The organism is Mechercharimyces mesophilus, from assembly GCF_059818345.1.
Map to the genome: position 1 here is coordinate 714,824 of NZ_JCBAPH010000001.1, position 15,354 is coordinate 730,177.

Genomic DNA, 15,354 nt, shown 5'->3' on the forward strand with positions numbered 1-15,354 from the left:
AATAAGGAAATGAAAGGGAATGGTTGTATCTCCTTTGAGGGAGTAAGCCACAAGTGTCCCGGGTTTATAGTGTGTGCACCTGTACGTTCATGATGTTCAAGATTATTTCATTTAAAATGAAAAATACTACCTGTACGAACTTCTTCTTGCCTACACCCATACTTGCTTCACATGCTATAATGGAGCAAGTATTAAGATGATCGCAGATTTTGTGAGAAGGAGGTTCAGGTGAATCATGTTGAAATTATTCATTGATGGTTGGAAGAACATTATTCGGTTGTTGAGCGGTAGTGTTAAAAAGATCAAAGGACTCGGGAACGGTGAAGGAAGATCTCAACATGCTTCTCCTTCTTCTCACCCATCCTCCCCCTACGTGGCAGAACTCCAATTTCGCGACAAGGACTTGGATTTTCGCATGCCACTTACGCGTGACGAAGCAGCAGTATATGATGAAGCGAAAAGAGCCTATGAGAATGTAAAACAGACAGTAACAGATCCTCGGATGCATGAACATTGGATGGCAAGAAAATACCTTAGTCTACATGACTATTTTAGTAAACAGATTGAGAAGCATGAGGAGAAGCGCAAGCGCTTTACAACGGCGGCAGAGCAAGCGATTTATTTCTGTGAAGCACAGATCGAGTATGCTCCGGTTGCTCTACGTGCTTTCCAGGACGATCCACTCACCTCAGAACTCCCAACACATCCGGGATACCTTGTGCTTTACACGATTCGAGCGGAACAAGGCGAGTATGAAGAAGCAATGAATATTGCCCTCACTGCAGAGAAGCAGGGATGGAAAGGGAACTGGCGTGAAAGAGTGGAGCGAATGCAAGAAAGTATTGAGGTGCGGCGCAGTTATATGGAGAAAAAGAAGGGATAGATTGTCTAAAGAAAGGGGTTCGAGATCGGAGAACGCAGTAGCCTCTTAACCATATAGTGATAGAATCGCTTCCGCTGTGCCATCCTAGGTATAAAAGGATGGTGATGCGATTATGAAAAGAGCGCGAACCCTCGTCGTGGTGGCACTTCTTTTTCTCCTGTATGCAAACTTTCCTATTCTCACTTATCCAGAAGCGGTTGCTTTTAATCATCGTAGCGATGCACAAAAAGAAGTGAGAGTGGTGGAAGGAACCATGCGGTATTACGCTGTGGAAGGCGGATGTTGGGTTTTAGAAACAGATTATGGAAAGAGGTATCAGTTGATCGGAGATTTGGTAAAGCAGATTAAACAACCCGATCTTAAAGTAGCCGTTCGCTTGGAGCCGTTACCTGACCAGTACAGTGCTTGTCAGATTGGACAAGTAGCCCGTCTGGTACAGATCTTACGCACTAACCATTAATGAAAGCGCTTACAAAGAGGAGAGGATGAAAGTGGAGAGAAAGTGGCAGATAGAGACGGAAATGGTCCATGGATCGATCCAGCCGTGTGCACAAACGGGTGCGATTGTTCCCCCGATTCATCAAGCATCAACCTTCGTGTTTGCCGATGCGGATCAAGGAGAAGCACGTTTCGCGGGAGAAGAGAAGGGATATATTTACACACGCTTAGGTAATCCCACCTTGACGATGTTAGAGGAGCAAATGGCGCGTCTGGAGGAAGCGGAGGAAGGCATTGCTTTTGCGTCAGGAATGGCAGCGATTTCTGCCGTCTTGATGGGAATGGTCAAAAGTGGTGACCATATTCTCTGTTCGGATGCGGTCTATGGATGCACCTTCGGCCTGTTATCGATGTTAAATGAAAAGTTTGGTGTCGAAGCCGACTATGTGGATATGACCAACTTGGAACAAGTGGAGGGGGCTATTCGACCAACGACTACCCTCTTTTTTCTCGAATCACCGATTAACCCAACGATGAAAATGATCGACATTCAATTGATTTCGCAGATGGCTCATCGTCAAGGGGCGTGTGTTGTTGTTGATAACACTTTTTCCACCCCTTATTTGCAAAAACCCATACTACTTGGGGCGGATATTGTGGTGCATAGTGCCACCAAGTATATCGGTGGGCATGGAGATGTGATTGCTGGTATTGCTGTAGGGAGCAAAGAGAGGATGGAGCATATTCGCCAGACAACCTTGAAAGATATAGGCGGTGCTCTTTCCCCTTTTGATGCATGGTTGTTGATAAGAGGAATTCGTACGTTGGGTGTGCGTATGGATCGTCATGTAGAAAACGCGAAAAAGATCGCATCTTATCTAGCGGAACAGGAAGAAGTGGAAGAGGTGCTCTATCCAGGATTGCCTTCACATCCACAATATGAGCTAGCCAAAAGGCAAATGCGAGCCCCAGGTGGCGTCATCAGCTTTCTACTGCGAGGGGGGACGCATGAAGTTAAGCAAGTACTTAATTCCGTTCAACTATGTAAGCTAACAGTCAGTTTGGGAGAGGTATCTAGCTTGATCCAACACCCAGCTACCATGACACATGCAGTGATTCCAGCTGAAAAACGTGAACAGATGGGAATCAAGGAGAATCTAATCCGCTTATCCGTTGGAATTGAAGAGGTGAGTGATGTGATCGCAGATCTCAAACAAGCTTTAAATAATATTTCAATAGATAGATAAGCATTGGGCAGAGCACGAAAACGAGGATGCTTCGCTCTTTATGGAAACAGAGGAGCCTCTTTCTACAGGCTCCTCCCAATAGGGTCTTTCTGATAGACATAGCCTCACACTTCTACCCCACTTTAACAAGTGGGTTTTTTCCATCCCGTGATCGAGTTACCAATTGAACCTTGGGTATATTCGCTAGCAACAGCCGCGATCATCATAGTTGATGATCCACTCTGTCTCTTCTCCTGATTTTGGGCAGTTATCAAACTTCTCTCCCTTATCATAGGAGCGGGTAACACCTGCGGTAGTTTGGTATTCTCCAGGATGAGGAGCGATTTCACCACTGCGGTAGGTGCGATGTTTTTCAGCCATATTTTCACCCCCCTTAGCCTTAAGTATGGATGTTTTGCTATTGTCCTCATCCCTGGATGACTTGCCAATGAAATGTAGGAGGCACCTTGCTTTACAGGGATTCTGGAGGGTGATATAGTGTGAAAGTACCTAATTCATTGATTATTTATTCTGGAGAATAGGGATGAAGATTCACTCAGAAAGAAGGGGTGGGAGGATGCGTGTTTCTCTAATACAGATGGATATTGTCTTGGGAGAACCTGAGTTGAATAAAAAACGAGTGGAAGAAAGAGTGACCCAAGCAGTTGTACAGGAAGGCGCTGAGGTGGTCGTCCTTCCTGAAATGTGGAATACCGGTTATGCTTTAGCCGATTTAGATCGGATTGCGGACGATGGATCACTAAAAGAATGGCTAGCCTCTATAGCTAAAGAATACCGCATACATCTAGTGGGAGGTTCCATCGCAGAAAAACACCGGAGACAGTTATACAATACCAGCTATACTTTTGATCCGTTGGGTAGCTTGGTCGGGACATACCGTAAGGTTCATCTCTTTCGTTTAATGGAAGAAGAAAAATTTCTAGAGGCCGGGGACGGACGGGGTATGATGAAGTTAGGAGAGCATCCTGTCGGTACAGCCATCTGTTATGATATTCGCTTTCCTGAGTTTATCCGTTCGTATGCATTAGACGGTGCGAAGATGCTCTTTGTTCCTGCACAATGGCCTCATCCTCGACTGCAGCATTGGCGCGTGCTTAATCAAGCGCGTGCCATCGAAAATCAGATGTTCGTCTTGGCAGTGAACCGGATGGGTGAGTCGGGGGGAACCCAGTTTTGCGGTCATTCGATGGTGATTGATCCGTGGGGTGAAATTGTGGCGGAAGCAGGAGAAGAAGAGGAAATACTAACGATCGATCTCGATTTAGCGGACGTAAAACGTGTAAGGGAGAAAATTCCGATCTATCAGGATCGGATGGTTATTTACTATCGGTTATAAGCTTTGAAGTAGAAAAAGACTGGTCTTAACCTGATAAGCAGGTTCGACCAGTCTTTTTTATCATGTCTTAGTGAACTTTTTTCAGGTTTTGCAATGGCTGTGGTGGATCCATCTTAGCCGTCAATTTGGAGACGACGTAGATTGTGATCAAGGAACAGACCATTGCGAACGTCCGGAATGGGAAGAGGACAACGCCATCTTCGATCATTGGATACGGAATAAGTGTTGGGATGTGAAGAACGGGTTCGCCTCCGCCGAAACGTAGGATGAAGCCGACAATCAGTCCGGCAATGGAACCATAACGGTTTGCTCCTTTAAAGAAGAGCGCCATCGTTAATTGTGGGAACAACATCACATAGACGAAGTCACTACATAGATACCAGAGTGCATAGACACTTTCAACACTGAGGGCAATCAAGGTAGCCGCTACCCCGATAATGACAATCGAACGCTTAATAACCTTTTGGATTTGTTCTTGTGATGCTTGTGGTTTGATCAATGGACGATACACGTTCCATGAAGCCATGGAGGAAGCAGATAGCATGGACGAGTCAACAGAGGACATAACAGCCGCTGCCAATGCACCCAGTGCTAGCGCCCCGATCAATTCAGGAGTCATGTATCGCAAAACATAGGCCAAGATCAGTGAAGCACTCTCAGGCTCTCCACCAGGCATGGAAGCCCAATCTACATTAAATCCGATAACCCCAATCATCGCGGCTGGGATCGCGGCAATGATAGCGAATACACCGGCCCAGATGGATAACCACATAGCGGTGCTTTCATTCTTGGAGGAAAGGACACGTTGGAAGTAAACTTGCCATGGGATACCGCCGAAGATCAACAATAGCGCATAGTCCCACCAGTTCCAATACCAGTTCCCCCAGGAGGGATCTTTCCAGCCATCGAGTGGTGGGAATAAACTGGCATAGTTTGTACCCATTTTTTCCATTTCAGTAACATAATTATTCCAAACGAAGCTCCAACCACCGGCATCTCCAGATTGGAGAGCAAATGGAATGACGAGAATTAATCCGACAACGATTAAGAGCAACTGAACAACGTCGGTATAAGCAACAGACCAGAGTCCACCGACAACGGTATAAGCGATAGCAATTGCAGCGGATAAGATAATAGAAGTGGTGACGTCCAGACCTAAGATGGTACCAAACGCCGTTCCTAGTGCAGTAAGAATGGCAGCACTCCAGAAGATCTCCGCAGTGAGAGCGGGGATAAAGAGTACACCCGTTACCTTCTTACCAAAGCGGGCTTCAAGAGGATCGAGCATAGTGGTAAATTCATAACGACGCATCTTCCTTGCATAGAAGATCCCGCCGATGATCAGACTCAAGGCATAACCCCAAGGGGCTTGAGCCCATACAATTCCTGATGAGTAAGTATACTCTGCTGTACCGGTGATATAGCCACCACCGACCCATGTAGCGGCCATCGTAAACATCGCGATCCATAAAGGCATCTTTCGGCCGGCTAGCATCATATCTTTCAGGTCTTCGGATTGCTTACCACCCGTGATAGCTCCGATGTAATAAATCACGAGGTAAAAAATGAACATGAAGATGAGCCCACCCCAGTGAACGGGGCTCTCTGTAACGAGGGCGTACACAATGACAATCGCAAATATGGCGAGAATGAGAGCAAGTCCTATCTTCCCGCCGGTCCAAAATGAGGGGGAATCTTGCCCCGATGACGGTTTATTACTTTCGGTACTCATGTTTCCACATCAATCCTTTCGTGCTGCTTGCTTCTTTGATGGCATAGGTATAAATCGAAAAATTTCCCGACTTTCAAAAGCATCGACCAGTTGACGAAGCCAAGCATAATACTCTTTGGAATGTTGGATTTTTTCCAGATTTTTATTTACCTCTGTACGATCTTGACTGGACAAGTTCTCATCGTCTAGTAGTTTTGTCAGATGAGACTCAGTCACTCGGATCGCCTGATCGTTCAATTGAATTTCTTTCTCCCATAGGTGACAAAAAAATTCAACGAACGAGCGCATTTGATCATATTCCGCTTCATATAAGTCTTTGCGCACACCTTTTCGCCATTTTTTGTGGACCAGTTTTAAGGATGAGAGTGCTCGTACACCCGTACTCATGCTCGTTTTACTCATCCCTGTTAAATGGCACATCTCATCTAGCGTCATGGGTTCTTCATGCAAAAACATGGTTCCATACAACCGTCCCATCGAGGGGCTTAGACCGTACATCTCCATGGTTTCCGCTAACGATTCAATGTAATCACGGCGTGCTTCTTCTAATTTTTGATTGAAAGGCAGGATGTTCACCTCCTTGATCCATAAAAGACCATCAATCCCATCAGAAGGGGATGATGCGCAGAATCATCCGGTAAGCAAGCCCGTACAGATTATACTGTACAAGCGTAACAAAAATATTCCGTTTGTCAAATAAAAAACAGGGTAGACTACAGCTCGAGTGGTAAAACTGAACATGATTTTCCTCAACTATGAGTAAGAGAGAGAAGAGATTATTGATGAAGAGAAAAATCTGGTTTATCCCAATTGCCCTCTACAATAGTGGATAGAGAATGCTTGCCCCTGAGTGAGCGTGAAACAGCTTTTGTGCAATCGAGGATAAATTTGGAACCATTCTTTTTGTAACGGATTTTAGTTTTAATCGTTTACACCTTGAATAATGAATGATATACTCCGAATTGAACAGTTTGTACAGAAAAAACTGTACGAACTTAACGAAAGGGAGGGTTACCCTTGCGTAAGAAAATGTTTATCAATGGGGAATGGGTAGATGCGATTTCTGGCAAAACCCGTGAAGTGATTAACCCCTATAACCAAGAAGTGATTGCGATGGTACCGGAAGCGAATGGAGAGGATGCGGAGCTGGCCATTCAAGCTGCGCGTAAAGCATTTGACGAAGGTCCGTGGCCACATATGCCTGCGACAGAGCGTGGGAAACTTGTCTCCCGTGTCGCGGATATGATTGAAAAACATAGGGATGAACTTGCCCGTCTTGAGACCTTGGACTCAGGCAAAACGTTCATTGAAAGTCAGGCTGATATGGATGATATCGCCAATGTATTCCGTTATTATGCAGGTTTAGCGGACAAAGATGGTGGCGAAACGATCGATCCACCGATGGAAAATGCAACAAGTAAAGTGGTTCGTGAGCCTGTAGGGGTATGTGGGATGATCACCCCTTGGAACTATCCACTCTTGCAAGCATCATGGAAATTGGCTCCTGCCTTAGCAGCAGGTTGTACCATGGTGATTAAGCCAAGTGAGATTACACCTCTTACCACCCTCCGTGTGGCGGAGATGATGGAAGAAGTGGGGATTCCAGCAGGTGTAGTCAACGTGGTAACGGGACCTGGATCAGCTGTGGGTGCTACCCTTGCGGAGTCTCTTGAGGTCGATCTCATCTCCTTTACTGGAGGAATTGAGACTGGACGTAAGATTATGACGGCTGCGACAGGCAACATGAAGAAAATCGCACTTGAATTGGGTGGGAAAAATCCGAATATCGTCTTCGCTGATGGTGATTTCGAAACAACCGTTGACTATGCTTTAAACGCTGTTTATTTCCATGCTGGACAAGTATGTTCGGCCGGTGCCCGCCTCATCATCGAAGAAAGCTTGCATGATCAATTTGTTGAGGAATTGGTGAAGCGAGTGAAGAACATCAAGATGGGGAACGGCATGGATGAGTCCACACAGATGGGGCCATTAACTTCGGCTGAACATCGGGCGAAAGTAGAAAATTATATTGAGGTCGGGAAGCAAGAAGGAGCGAAACTGCTCATCGGTGGTAAACGGCCAGAAGGTGCTCCATTCGAGAACGGTTTCTTCGTCGAACCGACAATCTTTGATGGCTGTCATACGGGGATGCGGATTGTGCAAGAAGAAACTTTCGGCCCAATTATGACCATTGAAACCTTTAAAACGGAAGAAGAAGCGATCGCGATTGCCAATGATTCTGTCTATGGCTTGGCAGGAGCGGTATGGACACAAGATCTCAACCGTTCGCAACGCGTAGCGAAGCAACTTCGCATGGGTACGGTTTGGATTAATGACTTCCATCCTTACTTCCCACAAGCCCCATGGGGTGGCTACAAGCAATCCGGTATCGGACGCGAACTTGGTAAAACCGGTCTGGAAGAGTATACGGAGCAAAAACATATCTTCCAAAACCTTGATCCACAGCCGATGAAATGGTTTGGATAGACGGAATTTCTTTGTTTCAAGATAGAGATATCGAGACCAAAGCATAACTTTCGTATAGAGAGAAAGAAAAGAGAAATAGATATTGCCAATCACTAAGGAGGGCATTCACATGACCATGCGTTTTGAACAGATGCAAGAGATGAAAGAATTTGTTTTGCCAACAAAAGTTAAATCCGGTATTGGTGCTTCCAAAACCGCAGGGGAAGAAGTAAAAGCCTTGGGTGTTACCAAAGCGATGATCGTTACCGATAAAGGCATTTACAATGCAGGGATCACGCTTCCTGTAGAACAGAGCTTGAAGGATGCCGGCATTGACGTTTTCGTCTTCAATGAGATCCAAGGTGAACCAGATACTGATTTGATCGCCCGCGGAAGCCGTACATTTAAGGAAGAAGGTTGTGATGGGCTCGTTGCGATCGGTGGCGGAAGCTCCATGGATACGGCCAAATCGATCGGTGTAGAAGCCGTTCATCCAGAACCACTCTTAACTTACGAAGCTTCCGATAACGGTAAACCGCTCGAAAATCGGATTCCTCCCTTGGCAACCATCCCGACAACGGCTGGTACCGGTAGTGAAGTTACGCAATGGGCTGTGATTAAAGACCCCGTGCGTGAAATTAAATTTAACGTCGGGGGTCCGCTCATTCCGGCACACGTAGCAATCATCGATCCTGAGCTTCATCTTTCGATGCCACCACACATTACTGCTGCGACCGGTGTGGATGCGTTGTCCCACGCGATCGAATGTTATACCATGCACCAATCGCAACCGCTAACGGACGCTTATGCGCTCTTAGCGATCGAATACGTAGGCAAATACGTCCGTCGTGCCTTTGCCAATGGACAAGACATCGAAGCACGTTATGGAATGGCTCAAGCGGCCATGCTGGCGGGTCTCTCCTACGGAAGTGACTCTGCTGGTGCTGCACATGCGATGGCACAAACCCTGGGCGGAATGGTACCGGTTATGCACGGTCAGTGTGTGTCTGCTATGCTACCACCAGTAATGGAATACAACTGGAAAGGTTGCCCAGACAAGTTTGCACGTATTGCAGAAGCCCTAGGAGTTGATGTTTCTGGTATGTCTAAGGAAGATGCAGCTCGTATGGCTGTTATTGAGGTAGAAAACATGATTCGTGACGTCGAGATTCCATCCTTGTTGGAGCAGGGTGTGAACCCGGATGAAATCGACCGTTATGCGCAAGCGGCATACGATGATCCACAAACATTTGGTAACCCACGTATTATCAACATTGAAGGATACAAGTGGATCTACCGTCGTTGTCTCGGCCTTGAGGAGTCCACGATTTATTAAGTTGTGAAACGATCCTAGTTTTTCGTACAAACCCCCCAACCAAAAACCCCCTTAGGACAGGTCTTTGTCCTGAGGGGGTTTTTTCATTTGATTATTTCTTTGACACGTCCGACCTGTCCGTCTTCTAACCGTACTTTGATTCCGTGTGGATGCGTGGGGGATTTAGTTAAGATATCTTTGACGATTCCAGAGGTTAATTTCCCCGTTCGTTGGTCCTTCTTCAATACAATTTGCACGTTTGCCCCTGGCTGAATATGAGCCCGCTGTCGACCATCCATTCAAATTTCCTCCTCGTTCTAGAGACCTCTTCTCCATTATACTACAGGGGTAAAGGAAGGATCGTCCAGGCATATGAGACAATCCTCATAGAATAAAATGGATGTGGATGGTTTGTTATTATATGGAGAGGTGGAATCAAGATGAACTATGCTAGGTGTGCAATACAGGTTATCTTAATCCTGTCTTTTTTATTTTTTGGTGGAGTGAAATTGCTGGGGTTGGAGGCTATGAAAGAGGGATTTACAGATGAATTTGGGTTCCCGCTCGCCTTTTTGTACATTATTGGGGCATTAGAAGTACTTGCTGCTATTGGCCTATTCTTCGGTTTCTGGAGAGCCAAGCTTGTCCCTCTCTCTGCAGGTCTCATCGTGGTGATCATGATTGGTGCTTTGGGTACGCTTATGCAAGCAGGACACGCAGCCCAGGATATGATACCAGCAGCCATCTTTCTTTTATTGTCACTATTTCTCTTATTTTTCAAAGGATCCACTGCCAAGAAATCATCGTAGCATCGATGGGGGAAAGAAAATTGTTAATCAACTTCTCGCATATAAGCAAATTCGTTTTTTGATCATGCTAATCAAATAGGGAAGGAAACCCTCTTATCTGGATATGCGTCTATCGTATGGATGAAACGGAGGGGTTTCCTTCCTTTTTATATTCAGTAAAAACTTCTCTCTGATTAACTCGTGACACCTTGGGAGATCGGTGCGAAAAAGGTTCTGGTGGTACTCCGCAAACAATCATCTCTCATAAAGTGCTTTCTTGAAAACATTGTTTAAATAATCTGCATCAGGGTAAGTACCTACTAGGTCGGATTTTTCAAACTATACTAACACGAAAGGATGAACGAATTTTATGACCGAAGCAACGAAGTCATATCGGACGGCACTATTGGGGTGGAGCTTACCAGCGATCGAGGCGATCGATAAATTAAATAGACCTTTCGTTGTTGTAGGACCTTCTGGTTTTGAGCCTTATGCGAAAGAGCATGGGATAGAATTTGTTAGCTGGAACTTTGAGTGGGTGAATGAAGGGTCCGATTCACTCTATAAGCAACTATCGGAGTTAAATGTCCGCCTAGCTGTTCCCTTATTTGAAGAGACGGTGGAGTGGGCAGGAGCGTTGAATGGACGTTTTCGCGAGAATCCTCGCGAATTTAACCGCTCGCTTCTTCTTAGAAATAAGGGGATGATGAAACGAAAAGCACAGATTGCCGGGATCAAGGTAGGTGTGTTTGAGGAGGCTAGCAACAAAGAGGATGTGTACCGTTTTCTCAAACGAGTGAACGAGGCACTCTTGAAACTAGAGGGTGATCGAAATGATCCTATTCATATTAAACCACTAGATAAGGCGGGGTCATTTAATCATCGAGTGGTACGTAGCAATGAGGATATTGAAACGTTAACCGAAAGCTATTTTCCCTGTTTAATGGAAAGCCATCTAGATGGGCAAGAATTTTCTTGTGAAGTCTTCGTTCATAATGGGAAGATCCAATTCTTAAATATTACGGAATATGTTCGATTGGGTTATTCCAACTTTGTGCCAGCATCGGAGTCGTTGTCATCGAAGCGACCGCTCATACGGCAAGCGGTGCAACAATTGATTGATGCATTTGAAATCAAGTGGGGCGTGATTCACCCTGAGTACTTTATTACCGCCGATGGGAGTCTGCACTTTGGTGAGGTAGCTGCTCGTGTACCCGGTGGTCATATCTTTGAAATGATTGAGCGAGCATATGGATTTAACGCCTTCCAAGCACAAATTTTGTGTAGTGATCCCGAGACGACAGAGGAGGAACTACAAGCCTTCTTCCCTAGCGATGAAGAAGATCCAGGAAGTTATGCCGGATGTCTCATGGTGCATCCACGTGTAAAAGTGATTGAAGAGTTGGCTTTTCCTGAAGAATTAGAAGGGCATTCTTATTTTGAGCGTCATAACATGTTTTCTCCCACTTCCAAACATAATGTATTCGCCCCGATGACGGGATCGAGGGTTGTCGAGAGAACAGGGTTTGGGAATCACTATGGAACCATTTATCTCTATGGAGAAGATAGTGATATCATGAGAGAGCTGTTAGAAAAATACGAGGAACATGACTTTTATGTATAAGAAAATTCCAAGCACCACGAAGAGAGGGGGAGTGAGAGATCGTGACAACCAAGACGAGCGAAGAGTTGGAAAAACGTTTTTTGGTGGCATTTGAAAAGTTGGAGTCGGCTCCTTCTTATGCCAAAGTGCAGTACCAGGGAGATGTGTATCAAGAAGTACTTCGTATGTTGGAAGCGGAGAATGGCATCTTGTTACTCCGGAGTTATGCCCACCGTCTTCATCCAGCAGGCGTGTTTGTCGGAGGTCCATGGGAGGATCCTTCAAAGTTACAACCGGGTTTAGTGAGCGGTTCACTTTTGTCAGGAGGCGTGACCGCAGCAGCAGAGGTGTTAAATGAACTACGTATGCTGGCAATTGCCAAGGGAGAGCAACGGGAAGAGAAGATTTCACCGGAAGATGCGAAAGGTTATCTTAACGAAGTGATGGCCGCTAATCTGCCTTTTCTTTTTCCTAAGGAAACGGAAGAAGGGCGAATCGACGAGAAAGGGAAAAGCAAGTATGGGGTGCGCCTCTTTCACTTTCTCTTACAAGAAATCTCCGTGACACAATTTTCACGTGCGCTTGTCCGTGAGATGGACCAATTGCTCGCACAACGTCCCATCTTGATTAAGCGTATTCTTATGATGATCGAAAAAAGTCGATCATTAATGACCAAAGAGATGGATAAAAAGGATCGCCAAGCATTAAATCGCTATATTGAGGCGGTGGAAGGGACTTCTCCGATGAGTCAGCGCTTTCCCAAGTTGGCCGAATATCGGAAAGAATTGCGCCGTGCCTCATGGAAGATTTTAAAGAAGGAAGCGGAGGCTTTCGGTCGATCCATGCGCGAGACCGGGCTCGTATCGCGGCACCATGCTCTATTGGTGCGGTACTGTAATCGCTATGAGTGGGACCTGCTACCACTAGCTCTGCAATTAAGTGATAAAGGAAAAGCAAATATAGAGGAATATTTTGAGCTCGTTCATCGTCTGATCAAAGTTGCCATTCACCCGGCTACTCATCAATCCGTGTATGGTCTTGCCTGTTTATTGGATCGAGGAGTGCTTTCTAGCGCGCCGGTGATTCCTGGGCTGAAGCGACTGATCGAACTGGATATCCATCCGGAAGTCCGGAAAGTGTTGTTGAAGCCTTATGAGAAAGAAGGATTGACGGCAAATGACCTTTTGTTAGCAGGAGTAATCAGTGTCCTTGGTCAGCCACTTGGCGTAGGGCAAGGGATGAATCCTACCTGTCAATCTGCACGTGGGATTAGTTTGTGGGCCCAACATGCGCCAGGATACCTCCTCGACCTTGTGGCACGTGCCGCTCGCGATAATGATATTGACATGACGTTTGAGGGAATAACCATTCATTCGAAGCGCGCTCTGGATGGATTGGCTCCAAACCTCCACGAGGAGTTAGACCCGGTCTCGCTGGTGTTGGTGCCTCATCTGGATCGTATCTACAATGATATGATGAAACGCGTCGCTTTGCGAGGTGATGATGGTCACAAATGGGTGAATCCAGCCTTCTATGGAGACTGGGTAGGGCGTGGGTTTGCCAACGTCATAGATACATTAGGTGTTGTAAGTGATTATCCGGGATTTGTAAGGTTATTTTATGCCACTCACCATCCGGATTATAATGATGATCACCATTTGATTTACCCCAATCCTGTGGGAATCTTCATCACCAATGTGTATGGAAAATTACTCGGTTTTCATGCAGTTTCGATTCAGAAGATCCACGAAGATGAAGAAGGGGAAGTACGTATCTATTTCTACAACCCCAATAATGATAGTAGTCAAGATTGGGGGCAAGGGATTGAACCGAGCGTACGTGGACATGGTGAACAAGAGGGCGAAGCTTCGCTACCTTTCCATCAATTTGTTTCCCGTCTGTACGCTTTTCACTATAACCCTTATGAAAAAGGGGATGCTTACGCAGTAGAGGATGAGATCGTGCAAAAGGTGGAGGAACTCTCTCGTACCAGTTGGGGAGAGAATTATGTGTGGCAGGAATAGGGTGCATGATCCATACCAGACTAGAAGTCCGGATAACCATCCGGGCTTTCTTTTTTCCTAGCGCGTCAATGATGCAATGACCCCAATAAAGTAATCTGACTCCGCTTTGAGGTTTCGAATGATCAGTTCTAGGATAGGTGTTTGCAGAACAATGGAGTTATGAGCAAGGAGTTTCTCCAAAAAAAGAATGAATTGCTTGCTCTGTTTAACCGCAATAACAGCGATTTGATTAACAGCTTTTTTGAGAGTATTATCCACTGGTTGTTTTGTTCGTAGTAAGGTCTCCAACAATTGCTGTGCTATATTTTCAATACGAATAAATGCTGCTTTGAAAGCTAATAGTTCTTGGATGCTTCTCTCCCCAAGAGAGGGATTCCAAGTGGATATGATCGTATTGCCGATTTCTTGATTTTTGAAAAAGCAGATCTCCCATGTGATTCGTACATCTCGTGATGGAGTTCGATCGGGTATCGTTGTCTCCTTTGGCTGGGAAGATGATGATTGGAAAACATTTAAAATTCCGAGAAAATAGTCTGATTCTTTATTGATATTATTGATTATTCCGAGTAAACGAGCGTCATTTTGAATTACCCGATTCGTTAAAGAAATTCTCTCATAAAAAAGGCGGAATTTCTTAGTTTCATGAGCCGATCGGTTTACCAGATTACGAATTCGCTGGAGAAGCTTTCTATTGATCGTGTTTTTGTGGTAGACGATCGCTTCCATAATTTCGATGGCTTCGTTTTCTATCTGTAGGAATACAGCGCGGAACGACTGTAGCGTAGTGAGAATCTGTGGATCCAAGGCCGGGTTCCATACTTGTATATTCGTATTTCCTAATTGTTGGTTAGCCCAGAATACAAGCTCCCCCACGATTTGTGCAGGATCGCTTATCGTCTGTTTGTACATACTCACCTCTTCCTTTCTATTAATATATAATATGCGATACTAGTTTTTTTGATACAGAATCAAGATAATTAGGTGGAATAAGGAAGAGTAGAAGCGTTGGGTTCTTCGCTTGTTATTGTTGCAGAAGTGGAAGGCAGGGAGGATATTATGCTGGCACTATCATCAGAAGATGGCGTGCGAAAACTTAACCCTGATTTTAACCAACTTGGGCGATGGACCAAAGGGAATCGGGGTGTGATCGTAACGGCACGGTCACAGAGCCAGGAGTTCGATTTTGTCTCCCGGTTTTATGCACCGGCGATTGGGATAGATGAGGATAAGTAACGGGATTGGCTTATTGCTTACTAGCCACCTACTGGGGGAAGAAGTTGAGTAAAGAAAATATGTTCAAGCATCGTCAAGGGGAGGAAAGTTCCATCTTCAATGGGATGGAGGGGAGCGTGTTTATATAAGTGGTCAGGCAATTACCGTTTTAAAAGGCTCTAGCTCATTTTAAAAGAAATTGATTCAGTACCTTGCATTAAACAGTACTATGTGATAAATTGTTCATGTAAGGTATTATCTTTTGATTGGTACTATACAATGTATTGTAGATGGCAAACAAAAAATGGGT

15 protein-coding genes are annotated in these 15,354 nt (G+C 45.3%); 10 read left to right on the forward strand and 5 right to left on the reverse strand.

The window, feature by feature from the left end; all coding sequences use genetic code 11:
* Nucleotides 1-235 precede the first annotated feature (235 nt).
* From AC6RGY_RS03710 to megL, 3 genes are all read left to right on the forward strand, one after another.
* The gene (locus tag AC6RGY_RS03710; protein WP_499859851.1) at nt 236-883 is read left to right on the forward strand and encodes a hypothetical protein; all 648 of its coding nucleotides are present in this window, start codon (nt 236-238) and stop codon (nt 881-883) included.
* A 112-nt stretch (nt 884-995) separates the two neighbouring features.
* The gene (locus AC6RGY_RS03715) at nt 996-1,343 is read left to right on the forward strand and encodes a hypothetical protein (protein ID WP_499859852.1); all 348 of its coding nucleotides are present in this window, start codon (nt 996-998) and stop codon (nt 1,341-1,343) included.
* Nucleotides 1,344-1,368: 25 nt separating this feature from the next.
* Nucleotides 1,369-2,568: a methionine gamma-lyase gene (megL, locus tag AC6RGY_RS03720; RefSeq protein ID WP_499859853.1), complete on the forward strand. Its 1,200-nt coding sequence runs from the start codon at nt 1,369-1,371 to the stop codon at nt 2,566-2,568.
* A 183-nt stretch (nt 2,569-2,751) separates the two neighbouring features.
* Here the strand turns inward: megL and AC6RGY_RS03725 are convergent, their stop codons facing one another.
* Nucleotides 2,752-2,928, reverse strand: a complete 177-nt coding sequence (locus AC6RGY_RS03725; RefSeq protein ID WP_499859854.1) for a hypothetical protein — start codon at nt 2,926-2,928, stop codon at nt 2,752-2,754.
* Between the two features lie 196 nt (nt 2,929-3,124).
* Between AC6RGY_RS03725 and AC6RGY_RS03730 the strand changes: the two genes are divergently transcribed.
* Complete coding sequence (locus tag AC6RGY_RS03730; RefSeq protein ID WP_499859855.1) at nt 3,125-3,904, forward strand: carbon-nitrogen family hydrolase; 780 nt, start codon at nt 3,125-3,127, stop codon at nt 3,902-3,904.
* Between the two features lie 67 nt (nt 3,905-3,971).
* Here the strand turns inward: AC6RGY_RS03730 and AC6RGY_RS03735 are convergent, their stop codons facing one another.
* Nucleotides 3,972-5,636 carry a high affinity choline transporter 1 gene (locus tag AC6RGY_RS03735; RefSeq protein ID WP_499859856.1) on the reverse strand — a complete coding sequence of 555 codons (1,665 nt, stop codon included), beginning with the start codon at nt 5,634-5,636 and terminating at the stop codon, nt 3,972-3,974.
* A gap of 9 nt (nt 5,637-5,645) precedes the next feature.
* On the reverse strand, nt 5,646-6,212 hold the full coding sequence (gene cudC / locus AC6RGY_RS03740; RefSeq protein ID WP_499859857.1) for a choline uptake/conversion transcriptional regulator CudC: 567 nt from the start codon (nt 6,210-6,212) through the stop codon (nt 5,646-5,648).
* Between the two features lie 441 nt (nt 6,213-6,653).
* On the opposite strand from cudC, the gene betB reads away from it, so the two are divergent.
* Together betB and gbsB are read left to right on the forward strand one after the other, a co-directional pair.
* On the forward strand, nt 6,654-8,123 hold the full coding sequence (gene betB, locus AC6RGY_RS03745) for a betaine-aldehyde dehydrogenase (RefSeq protein ID WP_499859858.1): 1,470 nt from the start codon (nt 6,654-6,656) through the stop codon (nt 8,121-8,123).
* A 103-nt stretch (nt 8,124-8,226) separates the two neighbouring features.
* The gene (gene gbsB, locus AC6RGY_RS03750; RefSeq protein ID WP_499861450.1) at nt 8,227-9,438 is read left to right on the forward strand and encodes a choline dehydrogenase; all 1,212 of its coding nucleotides are present in this window, start codon (nt 8,227-8,229) and stop codon (nt 9,436-9,438) included.
* A gap of 83 nt (nt 9,439-9,521) precedes the next feature.
* On the opposite strand, the gene AC6RGY_RS03755 is transcribed toward gbsB, so the two are convergent.
* On the reverse strand, nt 9,522-9,716 hold the full coding sequence (locus tag AC6RGY_RS03755) for a YwbE family protein (RefSeq protein WP_499859859.1): 195 nt from the start codon (nt 9,714-9,716) through the stop codon (nt 9,522-9,524).
* 141 nt (nt 9,717-9,857) lie between these two features.
* Here AC6RGY_RS03755 and AC6RGY_RS03760 point away from each other — a divergent pair, with 141 nt between their 5' ends.
* The 3 genes from AC6RGY_RS03760 (at nt 9,858) to AC6RGY_RS03770 (ending at nt 13,832) form a co-directional block, all read left to right on the forward strand.
* The gene (locus AC6RGY_RS03760) at nt 9,858-10,226 is read left to right on the forward strand and encodes a DoxX family protein (RefSeq protein WP_499859860.1); all 369 of its coding nucleotides are present in this window, start codon (nt 9,858-9,860) and stop codon (nt 10,224-10,226) included.
* Between the two features lie 349 nt (nt 10,227-10,575).
* Nucleotides 10,576-11,829, forward strand: a complete 1,254-nt coding sequence (locus AC6RGY_RS03765; RefSeq protein WP_499859861.1) for an ATP-grasp domain-containing protein — start codon at nt 10,576-10,578, stop codon at nt 11,827-11,829.
* A gap of 41 nt (nt 11,830-11,870) precedes the next feature.
* Nucleotides 11,871-13,832, forward strand: a complete 1,962-nt coding sequence (locus AC6RGY_RS03770; protein WP_499859862.1) for a hypothetical protein — start codon at nt 11,871-11,873, stop codon at nt 13,830-13,832.
* A 57-nt stretch (nt 13,833-13,889) separates the two neighbouring features.
* Here the strand turns inward: AC6RGY_RS03770 and AC6RGY_RS03775 are convergent, their stop codons facing one another.
* Nucleotides 13,890-14,741 (reverse strand): hypothetical protein, encoded by an 852-nt coding sequence (locus AC6RGY_RS03775; RefSeq protein ID WP_499859863.1) that lies wholly within the window; start codon nt 14,739-14,741, stop codon nt 13,890-13,892.
* A 96-nt stretch (nt 14,742-14,837) separates the two neighbouring features.
* Here AC6RGY_RS03775 and AC6RGY_RS03780 point away from each other — a divergent pair, with 96 nt between their 5' ends.
* A complete protein-coding gene (locus AC6RGY_RS03780; protein WP_499859864.1) occupies nt 14,838-15,065 on the forward strand; it encodes a PhzF family phenazine biosynthesis protein in 228 nt (75 codons plus the stop codon).
* Nucleotides 15,066-15,354 lie beyond the last annotated feature (289 nt).